The organism is Duganella caerulea (assembly GCF_040362985.1).
In the GTDB taxonomy this organism is placed as follows: Bacteria; Pseudomonadota; Gammaproteobacteria; order Burkholderiales; family Burkholderiaceae_D; genus Rugamonas; species Rugamonas vulcania.
Map to the genome: position 1 here is coordinate 116,504 of NZ_BPWJ01000011.1, position 21,131 is coordinate 137,634.

The 21,131-nt window shown below is 66.0% G+C and carries 22 protein-coding genes; 8 read left to right on the forward strand and 14 right to left on the reverse strand.

Features of this window, described 5'->3' with window-relative positions:
* Positions 1–147: 147 nt before the first annotated feature.
* The 6 genes from ACUJB0_RS27385 to ACUJB0_RS27410 all read right to left on the reverse strand — a co-directional run bounded on the left by ACUJB0_RS27385 (position 148) and on the right by ACUJB0_RS27410 (position 3,418).
* Positions 148–411 (reverse strand): hypothetical protein, encoded by a 264-nt coding sequence (locus ACUJB0_RS27385; RefSeq protein ID WP_444848004.1) that lies wholly within the window; start codon positions 409–411, stop codon positions 148–150.
* 39 nt (positions 412–450) lie between these two features.
* A complete protein-coding gene (locus ACUJB0_RS27390; protein WP_444848005.1) occupies positions 451–747 on the reverse strand; it encodes a hypothetical protein in 297 nt (98 codons plus the stop codon).
* 121 nt (positions 748–868) lie between these two features.
* Positions 869–1,510 (reverse strand): hypothetical protein, encoded by a 642-nt coding sequence (locus ACUJB0_RS27395; RefSeq protein ID WP_444848006.1) that lies wholly within the window; start codon positions 1,508–1,510, stop codon positions 869–871.
* 356 nt (positions 1,511–1,866) lie between these two features.
* The gene (locus ACUJB0_RS27400; RefSeq protein ID WP_444848007.1) at positions 1,867–2,130 is read right to left on the reverse strand and encodes a hypothetical protein; all 264 of its coding nucleotides are present in this window, start codon (positions 2,128–2,130) and stop codon (positions 1,867–1,869) included.
* Positions 2,131–2,171: 41 nt separating this feature from the next.
* The gene (locus ACUJB0_RS27405; protein WP_444848008.1) at positions 2,172–2,468 is read right to left on the reverse strand and encodes a hypothetical protein; all 297 of its coding nucleotides are present in this window, start codon (positions 2,466–2,468) and stop codon (positions 2,172–2,174) included.
* Positions 2,469–2,611: 143 nt separating this feature from the next.
* Complete coding sequence (locus ACUJB0_RS27410) at positions 2,612–3,418, reverse strand: SDR family oxidoreductase (RefSeq protein WP_444848009.1); 807 nt, start codon at positions 3,416–3,418, stop codon at positions 2,612–2,614.
* A 73-nt stretch (positions 3,419–3,491) separates the two neighbouring features.
* Between ACUJB0_RS27410 and ACUJB0_RS27415 the strand changes: the two genes are divergently transcribed.
* The 3 genes from ACUJB0_RS27415 to ACUJB0_RS27425 all read left to right on the forward strand — a co-directional run bounded on the left by ACUJB0_RS27415 (position 3,492) and on the right by ACUJB0_RS27425 (position 6,344).
* Entirely contained in the window at positions 3,492–5,120 is a 1,629-nt protein-coding gene (locus ACUJB0_RS27415; protein WP_444848010.1) for a M28 family peptidase, read from the forward strand.
* Between the two features lie 82 nt (positions 5,121–5,202).
* Positions 5,203–5,901, forward strand: a complete 699-nt coding sequence (locus ACUJB0_RS27420) for a dienelactone hydrolase family protein (RefSeq protein ID WP_444848011.1) — start codon at positions 5,203–5,205, stop codon at positions 5,899–5,901.
* Entirely contained in the window at positions 5,901–6,344 is a 444-nt protein-coding gene (locus ACUJB0_RS27425) for a thioesterase family protein (RefSeq protein ID WP_444848012.1), read from the forward strand. Before ACUJB0_RS27420 ends, ACUJB0_RS27425 begins: the two co-directional genes overlap by 1 nt.
* A 9-nt stretch (positions 6,345–6,353) precedes the next feature.
* Here the strand turns inward: ACUJB0_RS27425 and ACUJB0_RS27430 are convergent, their stop codons facing one another.
* Positions 6,354–6,845 carry a DUF3016 domain-containing protein gene (locus ACUJB0_RS27430; RefSeq protein WP_444848013.1) on the reverse strand — a complete coding sequence of 164 codons (492 nt, stop codon included), beginning with the start codon at positions 6,843–6,845 and terminating at the stop codon, positions 6,354–6,356.
* A 217-nt stretch (positions 6,846–7,062) separates the two neighbouring features.
* Here ACUJB0_RS27430 and ACUJB0_RS27435 point away from each other — a divergent pair, with 217 nt between their 5' ends.
* Positions 7,063–8,985 (forward strand): PhoX family protein, encoded by a 1,923-nt coding sequence (locus tag ACUJB0_RS27435; RefSeq protein WP_444848014.1) that lies wholly within the window; start codon positions 7,063–7,065, stop codon positions 8,983–8,985.
* Between the two features lie 32 nt (positions 8,986–9,017).
* Here the strand turns inward: ACUJB0_RS27435 and ACUJB0_RS27440 are convergent, their stop codons facing one another.
* Positions 9,018–9,704: a DUF1016 N-terminal domain-containing protein gene (locus ACUJB0_RS27440; protein WP_444848015.1), complete on the reverse strand. Its 687-nt coding sequence runs from the start codon at positions 9,702–9,704 to the stop codon at positions 9,018–9,020.
* A 360-nt stretch (positions 9,705–10,064) separates the two neighbouring features.
* On the opposite strand from ACUJB0_RS27440, the gene ACUJB0_RS27445 reads away from it, so the two are divergent.
* A complete protein-coding gene (locus ACUJB0_RS27445; RefSeq protein WP_117014315.1) occupies positions 10,065–11,570 on the forward strand; it encodes a response regulator in 1,506 nt (501 codons plus the stop codon).
* A 142-nt stretch (positions 11,571–11,712) separates the two neighbouring features.
* On the opposite strand, the gene ACUJB0_RS27450 is transcribed toward ACUJB0_RS27445, so the two are convergent.
* The 3 genes from ACUJB0_RS27450 to ACUJB0_RS27460 all read right to left on the reverse strand — a co-directional run bounded on the left by ACUJB0_RS27450 (position 11,713) and on the right by ACUJB0_RS27460 (position 14,964).
* Positions 11,713–13,656, reverse strand: coding sequence for a GAF domain-containing sensor histidine kinase (locus ACUJB0_RS27450; protein WP_444848016.1), 1,944 nt, complete (start codon positions 13,654–13,656; stop codon positions 11,713–11,715).
* 126 nt (positions 13,657–13,782) lie between these two features.
* A complete protein-coding gene (locus ACUJB0_RS27455; RefSeq protein WP_444848017.1) occupies positions 13,783–14,325 on the reverse strand; it encodes an FxDxF family PEP-CTERM protein in 543 nt (180 codons plus the stop codon).
* A 138-nt stretch (positions 14,326–14,463) separates the two neighbouring features.
* Entirely contained in the window at positions 14,464–14,964 is a 501-nt protein-coding gene (locus ACUJB0_RS27460) for a hypothetical protein (RefSeq protein ID WP_444848018.1), read from the reverse strand.
* Positions 14,965–15,193: 229 nt separating this feature from the next.
* Here ACUJB0_RS27460 and ACUJB0_RS27465 point away from each other — a divergent pair, with 229 nt between their 5' ends.
* Both ACUJB0_RS27465 and ACUJB0_RS27470 read left to right on the forward strand, forming a co-directional pair.
* Complete coding sequence (locus ACUJB0_RS27465; protein WP_444848019.1) at positions 15,194–15,844, forward strand: Npun_F0296 family exosortase-dependent surface protein; 651 nt, start codon at positions 15,194–15,196, stop codon at positions 15,842–15,844.
* A 9-nt stretch (positions 15,845–15,853) separates the two neighbouring features.
* Complete coding sequence (locus ACUJB0_RS27470; protein ID WP_444848020.1) at positions 15,854–16,405, forward strand: PEPxxWA-CTERM sorting domain-containing protein; 552 nt, start codon at positions 15,854–15,856, stop codon at positions 16,403–16,405.
* Positions 16,406–16,482: 77 nt separating this feature from the next.
* Here the strand turns inward: ACUJB0_RS27470 and ACUJB0_RS27475 are convergent, their stop codons facing one another.
* Positions 16,483–16,728 (reverse strand): hypothetical protein, encoded by a 246-nt coding sequence (locus ACUJB0_RS27475; protein ID WP_161092562.1) that lies wholly within the window; start codon positions 16,726–16,728, stop codon positions 16,483–16,485.
* 214 nt (positions 16,729–16,942) lie between these two features.
* On the opposite strand from ACUJB0_RS27475, the gene ACUJB0_RS27480 reads away from it, so the two are divergent.
* Positions 16,943–17,335 (forward strand): hypothetical protein, encoded by a 393-nt coding sequence (locus ACUJB0_RS27480; protein WP_444848021.1) that lies wholly within the window; start codon positions 16,943–16,945, stop codon positions 17,333–17,335.
* A gap of 15 nt (positions 17,336–17,350) precedes the next feature.
* On the opposite strand, the gene ACUJB0_RS27485 is transcribed toward ACUJB0_RS27480, so the two are convergent.
* Both ACUJB0_RS27485 and queC read right to left on the reverse strand, forming a co-directional pair.
* A complete protein-coding gene (locus tag ACUJB0_RS27485) occupies positions 17,351–20,398 on the reverse strand; it encodes a sensor domain-containing diguanylate cyclase (RefSeq protein WP_444848022.1) in 3,048 nt (1,015 codons plus the stop codon).
* Positions 20,399–21,106: a 7-cyano-7-deazaguanine synthase QueC gene (gene queC / locus ACUJB0_RS27490; protein ID WP_444848023.1), complete on the reverse strand. Its 708-nt coding sequence runs from the start codon at positions 21,104–21,106 to the stop codon at positions 20,399–20,401.
* Positions 21,107–21,131 lie beyond the last annotated feature (25 nt).

The following is a 21,131-nucleotide window of genomic DNA, read 5'->3' on the forward strand; positions in this document are numbered from 1 at the left end:
GGTTTTTGGACAAAAACGGCCATTTATCAGCAAAAGCGCGACGTTCGCGGCCCCCCAAAAAAAGAAGACAGGCCGGAGCCTGTCTTCTTTCTTGCGCCGCCCAGGCCAGAGGTCCGGGGCGGCACGTCCTGCGCTAGCGGATGCGGATTACTTGCTGGCTGCTGGAGCCGATGCTGCCGGCGCCGGGGTCGATGCCGCCGGTGCCGAAGCTGCCGGTGCGCTGGCGGCTTTGGTGGTCTTGTGCTTCTTGTGATGCACTTTCTTGGCCGGTGCGCTCGATGCTGGCGCCGATGCGGCTGGAGCCGGGGTCGATGCGGCAGGTGCGGCGGCTGGTGCCGAAGCGGCTGGAGCCTGGGCGAATGCGGCGCCTGCGAACAGGGTGGCGATCAGGGTGGCGATTACTTTTTTCATGATGTATTTCCTTTAAATTGGTTTATATCGTTTATCGAATTACTTGGCTACTGCTACTTTGGTGTCTGCTTTTGCAGCGGCGACTGGCGCTGCGTCCTTGGATTCTTTGGTTGCCTTGGCTTTGTGATGCGTCTTGGTCTTCGCGGTCTTCACTTCGGCCTTGGCTTCGGTTTTGACATCGGCGGTTTTGACTTCAGGCGCTTTCACATCGGCTTTCGCTTCGGTTTTCACCACGCCTGGCTTGGCGGCTGGAGCGGTGGTGGCGGCGACTGGCGCTTGTGCGAATGCTGCGGTTGCGAACAGGCCGGCGATCAGGGAAGCGATAATTTTGGTCATGATGTATTTCCTTTTTCTGGGTTTCGGCATCGGGACTATCCCGTGTCGCATGAGCAAAAAACGGCGCAGCCCATCGTTCAGTTGACGCCCATTACAACCTCTTACCGACTCTTACACTCGCTTACAACTCGCCGCCACTATCTTGCGCCGCAGATGCACTGCGTTGGCCTGTGGCTGATCGCGGCCATGTTTGACTGGCCGGGAGATGGCGCGCTGCGGACTGGCGTGCTGACAGCGGCGCAGGAGCGCGCTCGCCTTCCGGCGACAGGCTGCCCGCCTGCACGCCGCCTTCGTGCAGACGAGCTATCGCGGCTTTTCGCGCCGAGCGGCAGACCTCGGCCAGCAGCCATTCGTTGCTGCCGGGGAGGCGCAGCCATATGGCTTTCCATGCATTGCGGTTGCCACTGCCGTGCAGGTTCGCGAAGCACGATGGCGATACCGTGTGCCCTTCATATTTGATTTCCGCTCCCACCACTGTGGCGAAATAAGGCTCCCGGCCGAAGCTGGCGCGCAGCCTTGTGCCCTCGGGAAGAAAGACCTGCTTCCATTGGTATCCCGTCTCGGTTGTCGCGGCAGGCTGCTGCGAGGGGGGCGGTGGGGGATTGATGTAGTTGCGGATCGCTTCGATAACGAAGGGCTCCTGCGCCAGCGAATCCGACCAGAAATTGCCGGTGAATTCGCCCAGCTCGACCAGCACGTCATCAGGGACGCGGATCGGGAATTGGAGGTTGTACGTGGACTTGATCTTGGGCGAGGTAGGCATGGGGGGCTCTCTAAAATCGGGTTTTACTAAGCGCTGCTAACCACTACTAACCTTTACTACACAGCGCTATCACATACTAAAAATGCCGTGTCGAACGCTAATCGCTACTAATTTTCGGCCTGTATTCGTTAGAGGCGTTTAGTAGTTTTTAGTTCCGAAAATAGCGCGGATTCGTACGAAATATCGATGGTTATTATTAGGTAGTAGTAGTTAGCAGGTTTTAGTAAAAGCCGAAAAAATAGACCCCGCCCTGCATATACCTGAGGCGTGACTGGGGTGAATCAAAAAAAATGCCGCCCAGTGTGAACTGGGCGGCATTCCGGCCGAAGCCTCGCTGCGCTCCGCGATACGGCGGATTACTTGCTTGCTGCTGGAGCCGATGCTGCTGGCGCCGGGGTCGAAGCTGCTGGTGCCGAAGCTGCCGGTGCGCTGGCGGCCTTGGTGGTCTTGTGCTTCTTGTGATGCATTTTCTTGGCCGGTGCGCTCGATGCTGGCGCCGATGCGGCTGGAGCCGGGGTCGATGCGGCAGGTGCGCTGGCTGGTGCCGAAGCGGCTGGAGCCTGGGCGAATGCGGCGCCTGCGAACAGGGTGGCGATCAGGGTGGCGATTACTTTTTTCATGATGTGATTTCCTTTTAAATTGGTTTATATCGTTTATCGAATTACTTGGCTGCTGCTACTTTGGTGTCTACTTTTGCAGCGGCGACTGGCGCTGCGTCCTTGGATTCTTTGGTTGCCTTGGCTTTGTGATGCGTCTTGGTCTTCGCGGTCTTCACTTCGGCCTTGGCTTCGGTTTTGACATCGGCGGTTTTGACTTCAGGCGCTTTCACATCGGCTTTCGCTTCGGTTTTCACCACGCCTGGCTTGGCGGCTGGAGCGGTGGTGGCGGCGACTGGCGCTTGTGCGAATGCTGCGGTTGCGAACAGGCCGGCGATCAGGGAAGCGATAATTTTGGTCATGATGTATTTCCTTTTTCTGGGTTTCGGCATCGGGACTATCCCGTGTCGCATGAGCAAAAAACGGCGCAGGCCATCGTTCAGTTGACGGCCATTACAACCTCTTACCGACTCTTACATTCGCTTACAACTCGCCGCAAACACGCTCAATGCGGTTTCACCTCGTCCTTCAGCGCCGCCAGCGCCATGCGTTCCACCAGGCCGGGCGCGATCAGCTTCATCCAGCGTCCCAGCTTGCCCTTGGCCGACATCACCACTTCGCGCCGGCGCGCCTGCATGCCGTCGACGATCAGCCGCGCGCACTCCTCCACCGGCATGGCCTTGTCCTCTTTCAGGCTGCTGCTGCCCAGCGCCCCGCCGGCCGCGTTGAAGCCGCGATAGCGTATCTGCGTCGCCACCACGCCTGGATAGGCGATCGTCACGCTCACGCCGGCCGCCTTCAGTTCCACGCGCAGGGCCTCGAAAAAGCCGCTCATGGCGAACTTGGTGGCGCCGTAAGCCGTGCGCCCCGGCACCCCGACCAGCCCCGCCAGCGACGACACCGCGACAATGCTGCCGCGCGACTGCTTCAAATATGGCAGCGCCGCATGCGTGCACCACACGCTGCCCCACAGGTTGATCTTCATGAGTTCCTCGTACCAGGCCAGATCGGCCACCTCCTCGAACAGCGCGTGCGCCGAGCGACCGGCGTTGTTGATCAGCGCATCGATGCGGCCGAAGCGCGCCACGCAGGCCGCCACCAGCGCCATGCACTGCGCCTCCACCGACACGTCGGTCGGCACCACCAGCGTCTGCGCGCCGGCCGCCGCGCAATCGGCGGCCACCCGCTCCAGCGCCGCCGCGTTGCGCGCCGCCAGCACCAGCGCCACGCCGCCGCCATGGCCGCGTGCCAGCTGGCGCGCCATCTCGGCGCCGATGCCGTCCGAACTTCCGGTGATGATGATGACTTTCATAGGCTATCCCTTATTTTGGCAAGTACAGTAAGATAGCCCGCTTCTGCACAGATTCACACATTACGGAGTAAAAATGCGTCTTCCAGCACTCGCCATCGCCGCCGGACTCGGTCTGGCCTCCCTCCACGCCGCCGCCCAGCAGGCGCCGGTGCTGACGGAGGCGCCGCTGCGCGCCCACCTGTCCTTCCTGGCCGACGACCTGTTCGAGGGCCGCGGCACGGGCCAGCGCGGCGGCGACCTGGCGGTGCGTTATCTGGAGACGCAAGCCGCCGTCATCGGCCTCAAGCCGCTGGCCGGCGGCGGCTACCGCATGCCGGTCAAGATCGAGGGCACCAAGCTGCTGGACCGCAGCTTCGTGCGCTTCGACGCCAACGGCAAGAGCATCACGCCCAAGAACGGCAGCGAGATCGTGTTCGGCACCGCCGCCGGCAAGGCCGACCTGACCATCGACGCGCCGCTGGTGTTCGTCGGCTATGGCGCCATCGCGCCTGAGGAAAAGTGGGACGACTACAAGGGCGTTGACATGAAGGGCAAGCTGCTGGTCATGATGGTTAACGATCCGCAGCCCACCGCCGAGGAGCCGAACCGCTTCGCCGGCAAGGCCTACACCTACTACGGCCGCTGGCTGTACAAATACGAGGAAGCGGTGCGCCAGGGCGCGGCCGGCGTGCTGCTGATCCACACCACGCCGTCCGCCTCCTACCCGTGGAGCGTGCCGGCCAACGGCTTCAGTCATGAGCGCTTCCACCTGGCCGGCGCCGGCAACCCGGTCGAGGGCTGGCTGCAGGAAGACACCGCGCGCGCCCTGTTCAAGGCCGCCGGCTTCGACCTCGACGCGCTGCGCGCCCAGGCCGAGACCCGCGCCTTCCGCCCGGTCGACCTGAAGACCAGCGTCCACGCCGAGGTGCACAGCGCGATCCGCCAGATCAAGCAGTTCAATGTAGCCGGCATCGTGCCGGGCAGCGACGCCAAGCTGAAAGCGCAGGCCGTGGTCTACTCGGCCCACTGGGACCACCTGGGCATGGACGAAGGCGTGCGCCGCGACGACCGCGGCGACCACACCTGGAACGGCGCCATCGACAACGCCTCCGGCGCCGCCGCCCTGCTGGCGATGGCGGCCGAAGCGGTCAAGCATCCGGCCAAGCGCACGCAGGTCTTCCTGTGGCCGGCCGCCGAGGAGCAGGGCCTGCTGGGCAGCGCGGCCTATGTGCGCAACCCGGCCTGGCCGCTGGCGCAGACCACGGCCGACCTCAATCTGGACAGCATGAACTTCGTCGGCCTCACGCGCGACATCGGCGTCGCCGGCGCCGAGCGCAGCAGCCTGTACGAGGCCGCCGCCGATGTCGCCCGCAAGATGGGCCTGAAGCTGGCGCCGGCCATCCCCGACCTGTCCGGCGCCTACTTCCGCGCCGATCACTTCAACTTCGCCAAGGCCGGCGTGCCGGCGTTTAATGTCGGCTCGGCGGTGTTCTCCGGCGACGGCCACTTCGAGTTCGTCAAGGATCCGGCGCGGTCGGCCGCGCGCCTGGTCGCGTTCAAGAACGACTACCACCAGGTCACCGACGAATACCACGCCGACTGGGACTTGTCGGGCATGGTGCAGCAGGCGCAGTTCACGCTCAACCTGGGCTACGCGGTCGGCAACGCGCCGGCCATGCAAAGCTGGAAGGCGGGCGACGCCTTCGGCAAGGTCAAGCGCTAGGCTGGATGTAGATGGCCGCGCTGCAGCGCCGCGTAAAACAGGGTAGGATGGCCGCTCCCCGAACCACCGCACAAGGAACATCATGGAAACCAACAGCCACTGGATCGACATCGCCACCGCCGACGGCAGCTTCGGCGCCTACGTCTCGCTACCGCGCGGCGGCAAGGGGCCGGGCATCGTGCTGCTGCAGGAGATCTTCGGCGTCAACCAGCACATCCGCAACGTCGCCGACCAGTACGCGGCCGACGGCTACATGGTGATCGCGCCGGACCTGTTCTGGCGCCACGGCGCGCGCATCGAGCTGGGCTACGACGAAGCCGGCTGGAAGCGCGCCGTCGAACTGATGAACGCCAACGACTTCACGCTGGCGCAGTCCGACATCGCCGCCACCGTCAAGGCGCTGCGCGCGATGGACGGCGTGGGCGACAAGATCGCCTCGATCGGCTTCTGCTACGGCGGCAAGCTGTCCTACCACACGGCCGCCAACGGCCTGGTGGACGCGGCGGTGTGCTACTACGGCGGCGGCATCCAGAACGCGCTGGACCGCGCCAGCGAGATCACGGTGCCGATGCTGATGCACTTCGGCGGCGCCGACAGCCACATCCCGCCGGCCGCGGTGCAAAGCATCGCCGAGCGCTTCGGCGACAACGAGCAGGTCGAGATCCATGTGTACCCGGGCGCCGAGCACGGCTTCAACTGCAACCACCGCTCGTCCTACCACCAGCGCGCGGCCGCGCAGGCGCACGGCAACACGCTGCTGTTCGTCGGCGAGCAGCTGTAATGGCGCGCCTGACGCTGGCCTTCCCGGAGGACCAGTACTATTACTCGACGCAGCTGACGGTGCGCGTGACCGACATCAACGGCGCCAACCACTTGGGCAACGATTCGATGATCTCGATGATCTCCGAGGCGCGCGCCCGCTTCCTGTTCGAGTTCGGCGTGCAGGAAACCGGCAGCGACGGCGTCGGCATCATCGTCACCGACCTGGCCACCACCTACAAGGCCGAGGCCCACGCGCGCGACCAGCTGCTGTTCGAGATCGGCGTGATGGACTTCAACGCCTACGGCGGCGACATCACCTTCCGCGTGACCCGCCCCAAGGACGGCAAGCTGGTGGCGATGGCCAAGTCCGGCTTCGTGTTCTTCAACTACCAGAGCGGCCAGGTGACGCCGATGGCGCCGGAGTTCCTGGCCAAGTTCCCCAAGGTCAACCGCGTCGGCTGAGGCCGCGCGTCAGCGCTTGGCCACCTTTGGCACGATGGTCTTGTTGAACCAGTCGTCCAGCATCTGCTTCTCGTAGCGCAGGGTGTCGCTGTCGCTGTAGCGGCTGAGGGTTTGCATGTAGTTCATGTTCGACAGCTGCTCGTCGCCGCTGCGCAGCACTTGGCCGTCCTGCTCCAGCGTGTAGTGCAGGCGCATGCGCGGCCAGTCGGCGCCGCCGTTGAGGATGCGGATATCCTCGCCGCCATTGCGGCGCGGCCACATGCGGCCGGCCATATCGATGTCCTGCACTTCGATCTTCAGGTTCTGCCCGGCCGGCAGCTTCTTGTTCCAGGTGGCGAAATAGTCGCTGAAATCCTTGAGCACGCGCTCGCGGTCGATGGCGTTGCGCGGCACGTCGGTGAAGTCCTCCGGCTTGACATAGCTGACGCTGACGTCGGCCCAAGCGGCGCCGGCCAGCAGCGCCAACGACGCGGCCAGCAGGGTACGGGTGTATGCTCGCATTTGCTTCTCCTTCACAGTTGATGCTTTCAATATAGCCCGTTTCGCCGGCGCGGGTACTGCCTGAAGCGCTTTGTTACCAAACTTACCTGGGCCGATGTCACGCCCCTGTCATATCAAATCCTTAATATTACGCCCGTCGAGGTGCAGCCACCACCTCGCATGATGCCGCGCCCGGCGCCGGCACATGGAATGGCCACAACTACAACAGGATTTTCCCATGACCGAGTCCCTCGATCTGTCCCGCCGCAGCATCCTCAAGTTCCTGTCCAGCGCGCCGCTGTTGCCGCTGGCAGGCGGCAGCGCGACCGCCGCCCTGCTGTCGGCCTGCGGCGGCGGCGACACCGCCGCGCAAGCACCGCAACTGCTGTCCGTCACCTTCACCGGCATGGCCGCGCCTTCGCTGGCCAACGCCGCCGCCATGGCCACCACCACGGTCGGCTCGACGCTGAACCTGACCTACTCCGACGGCAAGACCCAGCCCTACTCGCTGGCCTACCAGACCTTCTTCATCACCGGCGCCAACGTGCCCAACGGCAGCGGCGGCACCATCCTGGCCGGCGGCTACTACGACATCAACAACCAGCCGATCGTCGACAAGACCGACGCCGGCCGTCGCCAGTTCTTCTCGGACTGCCCGGACGGCACCTCGCTGCTCAAGCTGGCCGCGCCGACCGTGCCCGGCGTCAAGGGCAACACCGTGTTCGCCGTGGTGCAGTTCGAATACACCACCCGCAACGTCAAGGGCGACTCGATGTACGGCATGCTGCCGTCGCCGATCGCCGTGCTGACGCTGGACCAGGACAAGACCACCGGCGCGCTGTCGCTGGTCAAGTACCACAACGTCAACACCGCCGGCGTCAACGGCCTGTGGATCACCTGCGGCGCCAGCCGCTCGCCGTGGAACACCCACCTGTCGAGCGAGGAGTACGAGCCGGACGCGACCAGCATCGCCAGCAACACCCAGTTCGCCAACTTCAGCACCAACCTGTTCGGCGACGCCACCAAGGCCAACCCCTACCACTACGGCCACATGCCGGAGATCACCGTCAACCCGGACGGCACCGGCAGCATCAAGAAGCACTACTGCATGGGCCGCATCTCGCATGAGCTGGTGCAGGTGATGCCGGACGAGCGCACCGCGCTGATGGGCGACGACGCCACCAACGGCGGCCTGTTCATGTTCGTGGCCGACAAGGCGCAGGACCTGTCGAGCGGCACCCTGTACGTCGCCAAGTGGACGCAGAAGACCGCAGAAAACGGCGGCTCGGCCACGCTGTCGTGGATCAAGCTGGGCAGCGCCACCAGCGCCGAGATCAAAGCCCTGGCCGACTCGCTGAAGGCGGCCGACATCCTCAGCGTCAAGACCACCGATCCGGCCGACGCCACCTACACCAAGATCCCGTTCAGCGGCAAGACCAACTGGATCAAGATCGTGCCGGGCAAGGAAAAGGCCGCGGCCTTCCTGGAGACCCACCGCTACGCCGCGTTCAAGGGCGGCAGCATGGGCTTCACCAAGATGGAAGGCACGACCGTCAACGCCAAGGACAAGATCGCGTACTCGGCGATGAGCTACATCAACGGCGCCATGAAGGACGGTTCGGGCGGCATCAAGATCCAGGGCCCGAGCGCCGGCATCGTGTACGCGCTGAACCTGAAGGCCGGCCAGGTGGACGACACCGGCGCCGCCATCAACAGCGAATGGGTGCCGGTCGACATGGCCGCCGTGCCGGCGCTGGTGGGCGAGGACCTGGCCACGCCGGACGCGCTGGGCAACCTGGCCAATCCGGACAAGATCGCCAATCCGGACAACATCAAGTTCTCGGAAAAGCTGCGCACCCTGTTCATCGGCGAGGACAGCGGCCTGCACGTCAACAACTTCCTGTGGGCCTACAACGTCGACACCAAGACGCTGACGCGCGTGCTGTCGACGCCGGCCGGCGCCGAGTCGACCGGCCTGCACGCGGTCGATGACATGAACGGCTTCGCCTACATCATGAGCAACTTCCAGCATCCTGGCGACTGGGAATCGGCGCTGCACGGCAAGGTGCAGCCGACGCTGGACCCGCTGATCCGCGCCAACTACCGCGACCGCTTCGGCGCCGCGGTCGGCTACCTGACCGGCTTCCCGACGCTGAACTAAGTCACCCCAGCTGTCCCGGCCCGCAACGCGCCTCAAGCGCCTTGCGGGCTTTTTTGCGTCCAGTGTTCCAGCCGGGCGGCCAGCAGGCGCTCGGCTGGCAGCAGCATCTGGTATTCGGCGGCGATGATCTTGTTAGGCAGGGCGTCGAGCGCGTAACGCGCCTCGGCCGCGCCGCGGGCGGCGCACAGTATCAAGCCCGGCGTGATGAAATCCTCCGGCTGCGGCTGCGCGCCCTGCACCAGCATCTTGGCCTGGTTCCTGGACAGCGCGGTGCGCTCGTAGAACTGGCTGTTGACCTGACGGTCCAGCTGGCGGACTGACCAGCCCCCGCGCAGCGCCTCCGTTTCGTAGAACAGCCTGGCGGTGGCGTTCTTCACCGACATCAGGCGCACGTAGGCCGACCAGGGTAAGAGCAATTCTCCAGACGCTGTCTGGAGAATTTCCGGCCAGAACAAATAGAATTTACGCATCTGCAGCAAGTTCTGTTTGCTGAAGCCGCGGCCGAAGCGTTTGGTAAGGTCCGTACCCAAGCGCTCAATCAATTCCTCCCCGTAGGCCGCACGTTCGCCTCCCGCCTGTTCGCACTCGACAATCCGCCGGCCAATCTCCCAATAGGCGGCGGTCATCACCGCGTTTACGCTGCGCGCGGCGGCCCGGCGCGAGGATTCCAGTAGCTCGACGATCTGCATATGGATGTCAGCGTAGTTGGCGATTAGCATGTTTTCGCGCTCCGGCCATGAGGATACTTAAATCGTAGTCCCTATTACTTGCACGCCCTTAGACCCGCGTCAAAGTAACCGCGCCGCGTCCGCCGCAAGTTTGTTGCACAACCCACCAAAATATTTCTCACAGAGATAGCAATATTGCCAAAAACGAAGTATTGTTCCGGTTGCACAGGGCGTTACGGCAGACTAACGCTGCGCCGTCGTGGAACAACGCGCCGTACAATCAGACTGCCCGGACAGCTCCGGAGTGTTGTGCAAGGCAGCAGGAATTTTTGTTGCCTGTTGTTAATATCAGTGGGTAAGACTACAATCGAAAAACTCATTCAGTAGTGCCATTTTGCGGAACTCGTCCCTATGTCTTTTTTGTCTGCTGCCTCGCCTAAGCTAGCGCCCTGGAAAGTCCTGTTGGTCGACGACGAACCGGACATCCACGACATCACGAAGCTGACCCTGAGCCGCTTCCGTCTCGACGGCCGCGCCCTCAGTTTCGTGCACGCCTACAGCGGCGCCGAGGCCAAGGAAGTGCTGGCGCGCGAGGCCGACGTGGCGCTGGTGTTCCTCGACGTCGTGATGGAGAAGGAAGACAGCGGCCTGGAGGTCGCGCGCTGGATGCGCGAGGACCTCGACAACCAGTTCACCCGCATCGTGCTGCGCACCGGCCAGCCCGGCCAGGCGCCCGAGGAACGCGTGATCGTCAACTACGACATCAACGACTACAAGGAAAAGACCGAGCTCGACCGCACCAAGCTGTTCACCACCACCTTCGCCGCGCTGCGCGCCTACCGCGACATCATGAAGGTCGAGGAGGCCCGCCGCCAGCAGCTCAACTACCGCGAGGGCCTGGAGCGCGTGATCGCCGCCTCGGCCCACATTTTCCAGCAGCGTAACCTGAAGGACTTCGCCAACGGCCTGCTGCAGCAGGTGGTCGCGCTGCTGCGCCTGGAACACAGCATGCTGCTGCGCCTGCGCGGCGCCACCGCCATCACCGGCGAGAACGACTACGAAATCCTGGCCCAGATCGGCGACGAGGACGGCACCCTGCTCAGCCCCGACGTGCTGGCCCAGCTCGACGCAGCCAAGAGCAACAAGATCTCGCGCGTCGAGGGCGACACCTACATCGGCTACTTCCCCAACAGCAGCGGCAAGGCCTCGCTGCTGGTGCTCAAGGGCGTCGACGAAATCTCCGAGATCGACACCAAGCTGCTGGAAGTGTTCTGCTCCGGTGTCGCCATCGCCTTCGATAATATTTTGCTGACGCAGGAAATCACCGACACCCAGGCCGAACTGATTCTGCGCCTGGGCGACGTGGTCGAGTCGCGCTCCAACGAGGCCGGCAACCACGTGCGCCGCATGTCCGAGGTGTGCCACCTGCTGGCCCAGGCTTCCGGCATGCCGGAGGACGAGACCGCCGTGCTGCGCCACGCCGCGCCGATGCACGACATCGGCAAGATCGCCACGCCGGACGCGGTGTTGCTCAAACCGGGCAAGCTGGACGCGGCCGAATGGGAAATCATGAAGCAGCACCCGACCGTCGGCCTGTCCATCCTGGACGGCTCGCAGCGCCCGATCCTGAAGGCGGCCGCCGTGATCGCCCACCAGCACCACGAGAAGTTCGACGGCAGCGGCTATCCGCAAGGCCTCAAGGGCCACGACATCCACCTGTACGCGCGCATCGTCGCCGTGGCCGACGTGTTCGACGCGCTGATGCACAAGCGCTGCTACAAGGAAGCCTGGCCGATCGACCAGGTGGTGGCGCATCTGCGCGAAGTGGCCGGCCATCATCTCGACCCGCTGTACGTCGACCTGCTGTGCCAGAACATCGACAAGGCGGTCGCCATCAACGAGCGCTTCCCGGACTGAGCGAAGTTCACCGCCGCACACAGGGCTTGCCGCCTGCGCGGCAACGGCGGCGGCGATTCCAGCTGGGGCGACCACGCGCCGCGGGCCGTAGACGGCCAAGCCATGGCGCGCCTGACGACAGCCCCGCGCCAGGCCGTCGCGTCTACTTGCGCTTGACCTTGGGGAAGCGCAGCTTGTAGTGCAGTCCCATGCCCGGCGCGCTGACCACCTTGACGGTGCCGCCCAGCGCGCCCGTCACCAGGTTGTACAGGATGTGCGCGCCCAACCCGCTGCCGCCCGAGCCGCGCTTGGTGGTGAAGAAGGGATCGAACAGCTGCGCCAGCGTGGCGCTGTCCATGCCGACGCCGTCGTCGCTGAACTGGAAGTCGACGAAGTCGCCGTCGACCTTGCCGCTGATCCTGATCTTGCCGGACTGCCCCTCCTCGAAACCGTGCACCAGCGAGTTCACCACCATGTTGGTGACGATCTGCGACACCGCGCCGGGGAAGCTGGCCATGTTGATGTGCTCGTCGCAATCGATCTCGACGGCGATGGGCTTGCCCTTGAGCTTGGGCTGCAGCGACAGCAGCACCTCGTCCAGGTACTTGCGCAGGTTGAAGCTGCGGATATCGTCGGACGACTGGTCCACCGCCACCTGCTTGAAGCTGCGCACCAGCGCCGCAGCGCGCTGGGTGTTGGTGGTCATGATGCGCAGCGATTGCGCGATGATGTCGAAGAACTGGTTCAGGCCGTCCTCGTCCAGCGTGCCGTTGGCCATGTCCTCGCGCGTGAGCTTGAGCTCCTCCACCAGATGGCTGGTGGCGGTCACGCAGATGCCCAGCGGCGTGTTGATCTCGTGCGCCACGCCGGCCACCAGCCGGCCCAGCGAGGCCAGCTTCTCCTGCCGCACCAGCTCGCCCTGCGCGTCCTTGAGCGAGGTCAGCGCGTTCTCCAGCGCGGCGTTCTGCTCCTCCAGCGCCTCCTTGGCGCGGCGGATTTCGCGGTCGGCCTGCATGCGCGCGATCGCCACCGCCACGTGGCTGGCCATGAAGGCCAGGATGTCGAGGTCGGCCTGGGTGTAGGTCACCGTCTCGTCGTAGCTTTGCACGATGATCACGCCGTACGCCACGTCGCCCAGCAGCATCGGCGCGCCCATCCAGCTGGCGATGTCGGTGTTGCCCAGCGGGTGCTCCATCTCGCCGCTGTCGACCAGCGCCTGGAAGCCGGCGCGGTCCAGCAGCATGGCCTGCTTGCGCTGCAAAATGTACGAGGACATGCCGACCCCGTAGTCGAAGCGCTTGACCGGCGCGTGCTCGTCCTTCTGGTCGACAAAATACGGGATGCTGATTTCCTTGGTGTCGGCGTGGTACAGCGCCATCAGGAAGTTCTGCGCCGGCACCAGCTCGCTGATGATCTGGTGCAGCCGCATGTTCAGGCGGCTGCCGCCGGTGGCCGTGGCCGACAGGTTGGCCAGCTCGTACAGCGCGCGCTGGATGGCCTCGGCGCGGCGGCGCTCGGCCACCTCGTGCGACAGCTGGGCGGTGCGCTCCTGCACCGCGCGCTCGAGCCGGTCCATGCTCTGCAGGCCCTGCAGCGCGCTCGACACGTGGTTGGCGATCAGCGCGAACAGCGCCTGGTCCTCCTCGCTGAAGGTGTGCTGCTTGTCGTAGCTCTGGATCACGATCGCGCCCAGCGCCTGGTGGTTCTGGTCCAGCAGCGGGCAGCCCATCCAGTGCTCGGCGATGGTGCCGATGCCGAAGCCGGCGTTGGCCTCGCGCCGCGACAGGTGCTCGGCCGCCGTCATCACCATGCGCTCGCGGGTGGCGATCACGGTGGCGGTCGGCGACTCGCCCTCGACCAGCTCGAACAATTCGTCGCGGCTGGGCGGGTCGTCCACCTCGTCGACAAAATACACGAAGCGCACCTGGTTGACCGGCCCGTCGCGGTCGCTCAACGCCACGAAGAAGTTGGCCGCGTACATGATGCGTCCCAGCGCCGCGTGCACGGCCTGCAGGAACTCGCTGATATCGGTGCAGCTGCTCGACTTCTGCCCGATTTCAAGCAACATGGTCTGGACGGCTTCCAGGCGGGTGAGGCGACTTTCCATCGATTTTCCTAGTGTGAGCTAATGCGCATAGGAAATACTAGCAGGTCCGGCCCAAGCCGGCCACCGAAACAAAAACAGCCAGGCCGTCTTGCGACGGCCTGGCTGTTCGCTTGCGCGGTAAAAAGCTTAGGCGTTGGCGGACTGCTTGCGGCGGCGTGCCACCAGGCCAACCAGGCCCAGGCCGCCGAGCAGCATGCCATAGGTTTCAGGTTCCGGCACCGGCGTCACGGTCACGCCCAACGAATACGAACCGGCCGACTTCGACACGGCGCTGCCGCTCACCGCCAGGTAGTAGTTGCCGGCGCCCAGGGCGGCCGAACTCAGCTGCCATACATCGGTGGCGCCGGTCGACAGCTGGTTACCGGTCATCAGCAAGCCGCTGCTGTTGTACAGCGCCAGGTTGGTGATGTCCAGGCCGTTCTTGGCATTGCCGGTGTACGACAGCAGGTCGCCCGCGATGGTCGAGGCGCCGGTCAGGGTGAAGGTGTATTTGTCGGTGAAGGTGTCACCCGCGTGATTACCGGTGACCAGGTGGCCGACAAAGTCCGCACCGCTGCTCAGGTTGAGCGCGGTGTCGGGATTGCTGATGTCGGCTGCCATCGCGCCTTGCGACAGGAAGGCGGCGCCGGTCATGACCAAAACGCCGGTCAGTGTTTTGATTTTAATCATATCGAACTCCTAAAAAAAGGGAGTCCAAAATGTAGCAGCCTCGTCCTTGCCGACCGGCCCCGCACAATTGAATGTTACATCCTCTTACACGTTTATTTAACGAAATCTTAATTCTAGTAAAGAACTAATGCTGAGTGACTACGGTTTACGATAGCCACTGTCGATCCAGGCCGAGGCGCTGGTCACGCTCAGCTTGAAAGTGGGCGCCACCCGCACCCGCGCCAGCTCCTCGCCGTAGGGGTCGAAGGCGCACAGCGTGGCATAGGCGTCGTCCTCGTCGGGCACGATGTCGAGGTTGACCCGGACCTGGCCGGCCTCGCCGTTGACGAACACATGCTTGTGCAGCTGGGCGTGCAGCTGCTGCTCGTGGCGGCGGATCACCTCGTTGGCGGTCTTGACCAGCGTGTTGAAGGCGTTGACGTCCAGCGGCTTGGGGTTTTTCTTGTCGCGCCCCATGGTCCACGGGCCGACCAGCGCCGGTTCCGGCTCGCCGTCCTTGATCATCGCCACCGCCCAGCCCTCGTCATCGTCGTTCTTGATGACGCGCGCGGTCCAGCCGTTCCCCTGCCATACGCGCGCCTCCTGGACCGGGGCGTCGTCGTCCTGCTGCTGTTCGGTGTCGGGGTAGTCTGCGCTCATGCTGTGGGCTCGCCTGGAAAGTTGGATGGGGGTGAAATGATAAGCGCCCGGCCGCAAGATGTGTGGGTTTTTGACACGAAATTGTCACGCCGCCACTGGGACGCCCGCCAAAAACCGAAGAAACATTCTAAATTTCAACAGACATTGTCACCAGAATATGATTATTATCAATATTGAATCATCAGTTTCCAGTTGTTAATAAAATTAAAAAGCACAAGGAACGTCCAAAATGATCGCCCAAACCCTGCTGGCCCTCGGCCTGGCCGGCGCCGCCCTGAACGCCGGCGCCGCCGTCAATTACACAGCGACCGGCGGCACCACCTCCGCGGTGGCCGGCGTGACCACCAACACCTTCGACGACGGCTTGCTGCCGGCCGGCTTCGCCACCTACGACCAGGCCGGCGCCCTGATCCCGTCGCCGGGCAATCCAGGCTACGCAGCGCAGCCGCCGGGCGACGCCACCGCCTTCTTCTCGGTCGGCGTGAGCAACGGCCAGCCATCGTCGTCCAGCGTCACGTTCGGCGGCCTCGGCGTGAGCTACTTCGGCTACTACATGGGCTCGCCGGACAACTACAACATCGTCACCCTGTACAGCGGCGCCACGCAGGTGTTGCAGATCAACGGCGACGCCATGGCGTCGGCCGCCAGCCTGCTGGCCAACGGCAACCAGCAGACCGGCTTCTACATGAACTTCTTCGCCGACCACGGCACGACCATCACCCGGGTCACGTTCTCGTCCAACCAGAACGCCTTCGAGTCGGACAACCATTCGTACATCGCGGCGGTTCCCGAACCCCGCACCTACGCGATGCTATTGACCGGCCTCGGCCTGCTGGGTCTCTCCAGCCGCCGCCGCCAATCCAATCCGCGTTTTTATTAAGATAGGTCCATGATGAAAAATTTACTTCCAAAAATCGCCGCGGCAGCCCTGCTGTCCGCATCCGGGCTGGCCTCGGCGGGCGACTGCCCCACGACCGACCTCACCTTCGACGTGCCCGGCGTGACGGTCTCGAAATGCTACAGCGTCGCCGGCAACGTGGTCGACAGCTCGCCAGCCGACAAGCTGACGGTCTCCAGCCTGCTGGCCACGCAGTTCGCCTTCAGCGGCCAGAGCGGCGTGCCGATCACCTCGTTCAACGTCAGCGCCAACGGCCTGACCCACGTGACCACCTATGACTTCCCGCAGCTGTTGACCGGCAACGTCATCGTCGGCCTGCACTTCGGCAATGGCCAGGGCGGACCGGGCAACGTCACCAACTTCTACGCGTTCAACGCCGGCAGCGGCGTGGACAAGTTCTACACCGCGCTCCAGGCCACCTCCAACGCCGGCCTGTACCGGATCAGCGCGCCGGTGCCGGAACCGGAAACCTACGCCATGATGCTGGCCGGCCTGGGCCTGGTGGGCGTCATCGCGCGCCGCCGCCGCAGGGCGCGGGCATAAACCGCCCGCCCAGCGCCAAAGCCCGCATGTAGCGGGCTTTTTTTACGTCCGGCGGCGGTGCGTTCAGCCGGCGGCGCTCAGCACGAGATGCACGGCCGCGGCGGCGGCATGATGGGCGGACGCAGCGGCGTCACGCGCGGGTCGATGGCCGGGTCCGGCGTGTGGTAGCTGAACGGCGTGATGATGATGGGCGGTATCGTCGGCGGCGCCGATGGCGGGCCCTTGGGGCCTCCGCCGGAGAGGTGCTGTGCGCTGCGCTGGCGCCAGGTCCGCTTGCAAATCGAGGATAGCGATTGACCCTCGCTCAATTCTAGCCAAGCCATGTTAGAGCCCTCCCTGCAATGGTCAGAGTATCAGTATAGGCAGGCATAACTTTAAATCAAGGACGATTCCGGCTCGTCGCGCCGGACAAGCATTCCATCCCGCCAATTTGCCGGTCTGTCGCAATCCGCTGGCCGCCGCCGGGGGCGATCGGTACAGTTCAACCATGCCAAACGGCACAGGAAAAACAGAACCACCCAACCACCGAGGTCCGCCATGAAAATCACTGCTAAAAAACTGGTATTTGCCGCCTTCGTCACCCTGCTGGCTGTCGCCGCGTGGCAGTCGATCTTCGGTGACGGCATGCACGTCAACATCGACGGCGACGAGATCGACGGCCCGCTGGGCTTCCTGCTCGGCACCGTGTTTGCCGGCGGCGGTCTGCTGATCGCCGCCGTGGCCATCACCTGCGGCGCGGTGTTTGTCGGCCTGCTGTTCGCCGGCCTGGGCATCCTGATGATCAGCGGCCTGGTGCTGCTGGCCGTGGTGGTGGCGGCGGCGGTCTCGCCCCTGCTGCTGCCGCTGCTGATCCCGGTCGGCCTGTACATGGTGTTCCGCTCGCGCTCCCGCAAACAGCAGCTGCGCGCCACCATGGAACACGCCGTCTAAGCCGTCCCCACAGTTTCAACCGGAAGCGGCCGGGACCTGAACTCCCGGCCGATCCGCCTCTTTCCCCGTCCCGTCCCCAGTCTCCTCCCCCGCCAGCGCCACCCGGTTGCGGCCGTCGCGCTTGGCGCGGTACAGCGCCTGGTCGGCGCGCCGCAGCGCCGCCTCGCCGCCGCCCTCGGCGCCGTCCAGCGCGGCGATCCCGATGCTCACCGTCACCGTCACCGCCGCGCCGTCGTCGGGCCCCATCGGCGTCCGCGCCACGCGCTGGCGCAGGCGCTCGGCCAGCACCGCCGCCTCCTCCGGCGCCGTGCCCGGCAACAGCAGCGCGAACTCCTCGCCGCCGATGCGGCCGACCACGTCGATCTGGCGCTGGCCCTCGCGCAGCGCCGCCCCCAGCTGGCGCAGCACGGCGTCGCCGGCCGCGTGGCCGTGCGCGTCGTTGATGCGCTTGAAGTGGTCGACATCCAGCAACAGCACGGCGGCGCGGCCGCCGGCGGCGCGCCGCAGCCGGGCGTGCTCGTCCTCCAGCCGGCGCATGAACTCGCGCCGGTTCGGCAGGCCGGTCAGGAAGTCGGTGGTGGCCAGCACCCGCAGCTCGTCGTGCAGGCGGCGCCGCTCGGTCACGTCCAGCGTCGAGACGATGACGAAGTCCAGGCTGTGCGCGTGGCCCGGCATCACCAGCAGGGTCAGCTCGTTGAGCCGCACCGTGCCGTCGAGCCGCTCGAAGCTGCCCTCGCAGGCGAAGAAGTGCTGGCCCTGCGCCAGCGCGGTCAGCGCCAGCGCGAAGCTGGGCATGGCGGCCTCATCGAAGTTCTGCGCCAGCGTCAGCCGCGGCGCCTCGTGCCGGCCCGGCGCCGCGCCCACCTGCGCCAGCGCGGCGGCGTTGACGTCGACAATGCGCACCAGCCCGGCCAGGCGCCGCAGCTGGCTGGCGTTGGCCTGCAGGTAGCGGCCCAGGTCGTCGACGCCGGACAGCTCCAGCTCGGCCAGCGCGGCGCGCACCGCCGACCAGTCCTGCTCCCACAGCGCCACCGGCGCGTGGTCGTACAGGCTGCGGAAGCGGGCCTCGCCGGCGCGCAGCGCGGCCGCCGCCTGGGCCTGCTCGATGGCGATGCCGGCCAGCCGCGCGGCCTGCTCGATCAGCGCGAGGTTGGCCGCGCTGGGCGAGTGCGGCTCGCGGTGGTAGATGGCGAAGGTGCCCAGCACGTTGCCGCCGGCGCCGTAGATCGGGTCGGACCAGCACGCGCCCAGCCGGGCGCGCAGCGCCAGGTCGCGGTACTCGGTCCAGGCCGAGGCGCGGCGGATGTCCTCGACGATCACCCGGCTGCGGGTGAGCACCGCCTGCGCGCAGGCGCCCTGGCTGCCGTGGATCGGGCGGCCGTGCACGGCGGCGTTGAAGAAGGCCGGCAGGCTGGGCGCCGCGCCCACCAGCAGGCGCTCGCCGGCCTCGTCAAGCAGCAGGATGCTGCACAACATCTCTTCGTTGCCGGCCTCGACGCCCAGCACCACGCTCTCCAGGATGGCCGGCAGCGGCGCGCCGGTGGCCAGCAGTTCCAGTACGTGGCGGCGGTTGTGTTCGCGCTGCTCGCCCTGGGTGCGCTCGGTGATGTCGCGGAACGACCACAGCCGCGCGGGCTCGCTGCCCAGCAGCAGGCCGCGCGTGTGCCGCTCGATCACGCGGCCGTCCTTCAGGTGCAGCAGTTCCAGCTGGCTGGCCGGCGGCCCGCCAGCCGCCGGCGCCGGCGGCGCGGCCTGGCCCGGATGGCGCAGCTGCCGCGCCATGTGCGCCATCAGCGCGGCGCTGTCGGCCTGCCAGTCCAGCTGCTCGGGCACGCTCCACAGCTCGCGGAAGCGGCGGTTGGCGGTCAGCACGCCGCCCTTGAGGTTGTCGACCAGGATGCCGTCGACGGTGGAATCTAGAATGCTGCGCAACATCGCCTGGCTGCGCTGGGCGCCGTCGGCCAGCACGCGCAGCGTGGCCTGGCCCTCGCGCAGCTCGCCGGCCAGCTGTTCGGCGCGCGCCTGCGCGGCGCGGGCCCGCACGCGGCCGCGCGCCAGCAGCCAGGTCAGGCCGGCCAGCAAGGCGCTCAGCAACACACCGCCTAACGCGACCTCGCGCGCCTGGTCGCGCGCCGGCGCGGCGCCCGGCCGGGCGGCGATCAGCAGCGTCCACGGATGGCCGCCGGCGCTGACCCGGCGCACACTGCTGCGCTGGCCGCCGGCGCCGCCCGGATGGCTCTCGTACATCAGCGCGGCCGGCGCCACGGCGTCGCCGTCGTAGATCTGGACCGCCAGCGCGGCGGCGCGCGCCCCGCCCAGCCCGGCCATCAGGTCGCCCATGCGGAACGGCGCGTACACCCAGCCGTCGATGGCGGCGCGGCGCGCGGCCGCGGTGCCGGTGGCCTGGCCGTGCCGGTACACCGGCAGCACCATCAAAAAGCCCGACTGGGCCGGCTCGACCTCCTCCTGCACCAGCCGTATGCGGCCGCTGACGGCGGGCAGGCCGGAGTCGCGCGCCTGCTCCAGCACGCCGCGCCGCACCGGCTCGGACGCGGCGTCGTAGCCGAAGGCGTGGCGGTTGCTGCCGCCGGACGGCTCCAGATACACCACCGGCGCGTACCAGGCGCGCGCGCCGTCCGGGCGGATGCGGTAATCGGGGTCGCCGTCCAGCCGGACCAGGCGTTGGTGTTCGGCGCGCCGCTCCGGCGTCACCATCGCCATGTAGCCGACGCCGTGGATGCCGGGGAAGTGCGCGTCCAGGTTCTGCCCGGCCAGGTAGGCGCGGAATTCGGCGCGGTCCACCACGACCGAGCTGGCGAACAGGCCCTGCACGCCGTACAGCACCTGCTCATAGGTCTGCATGCGGCGGTCGAGATTGTTGACCAGCTCGCGCACGCGGCTGTTGAAGTCGGCCTCGAGCTCCTGCCCGGCCTGCGCGCGGGCGCCCAGCCACAGCGCGCCGGTCGCCCCCAGGCAGCCGGCCAGCACCAGCGCCGCCAGCACGCCCGGCGAGAGCGATGCCTGCAGCAGCCGGCGCAGCCGCGCCCGGGGGGCGGAGGGCATCTACACCTCGGTGCCCGCGAACTGGCGGTAGCCGCGCGCGCGCAGGGCGCAGGCCGGGCAGGTGCCGCAGCCATAGCCCCAGTCGTGCAGCGCGCCGCGCTCGCCCAGGTAGCAGGTGTGGGTGCCGTCGCGGATCAGATCGACCAGCGCTTGGCCGCCCAGCTCCTGCGCCAGCTCCCAGGTCTGGCGCTTGTCGCGCCACATCAGCGGGGTCTCCAGCTTGAGGCGGGTGTCCATGCCCAGGTTGAGCGCCACCTGCAGCGCCTTCATGGTGTCGTCGCGGCAGTCCGGGTAGCCGGAGAAGTCGGTCTCGCACATGCCGCCCACCAGCACCGTCAGGCCGCGCCGGTAGGCCACGGTGGCGGCCACCGTCATGAACAGCAGGTTGCGGCCCGGGACGAAGGTGTTGGGCAGGCCGTTGGCCTGGGTCTCGATGGCGATATCGTGCGTCATCGCGGTCTGCGAGATCTCGGAGATCAGCGACAGGTCGATCATGTGGTCCTCGCCCAGCTTGGCGTTCCACTCGGGCGAGTGGGCGCGCAGGCGCGCGATCACGGACGGGCGCACGGTCAGCTCGACGGCGTGGCGCTGGCCGTAGTCGAAGCCAATGGTTTCCACGCGCGCGTAGTGCTTCAGCGCCCAGGCCAGGCAGGTGGTGGAGTCTTGGCCACCGCTAAACAGGACCAGGGCGGAATCGGTAGGCAGCATTGCTTTGTTCTTTCAAGGACTTGCA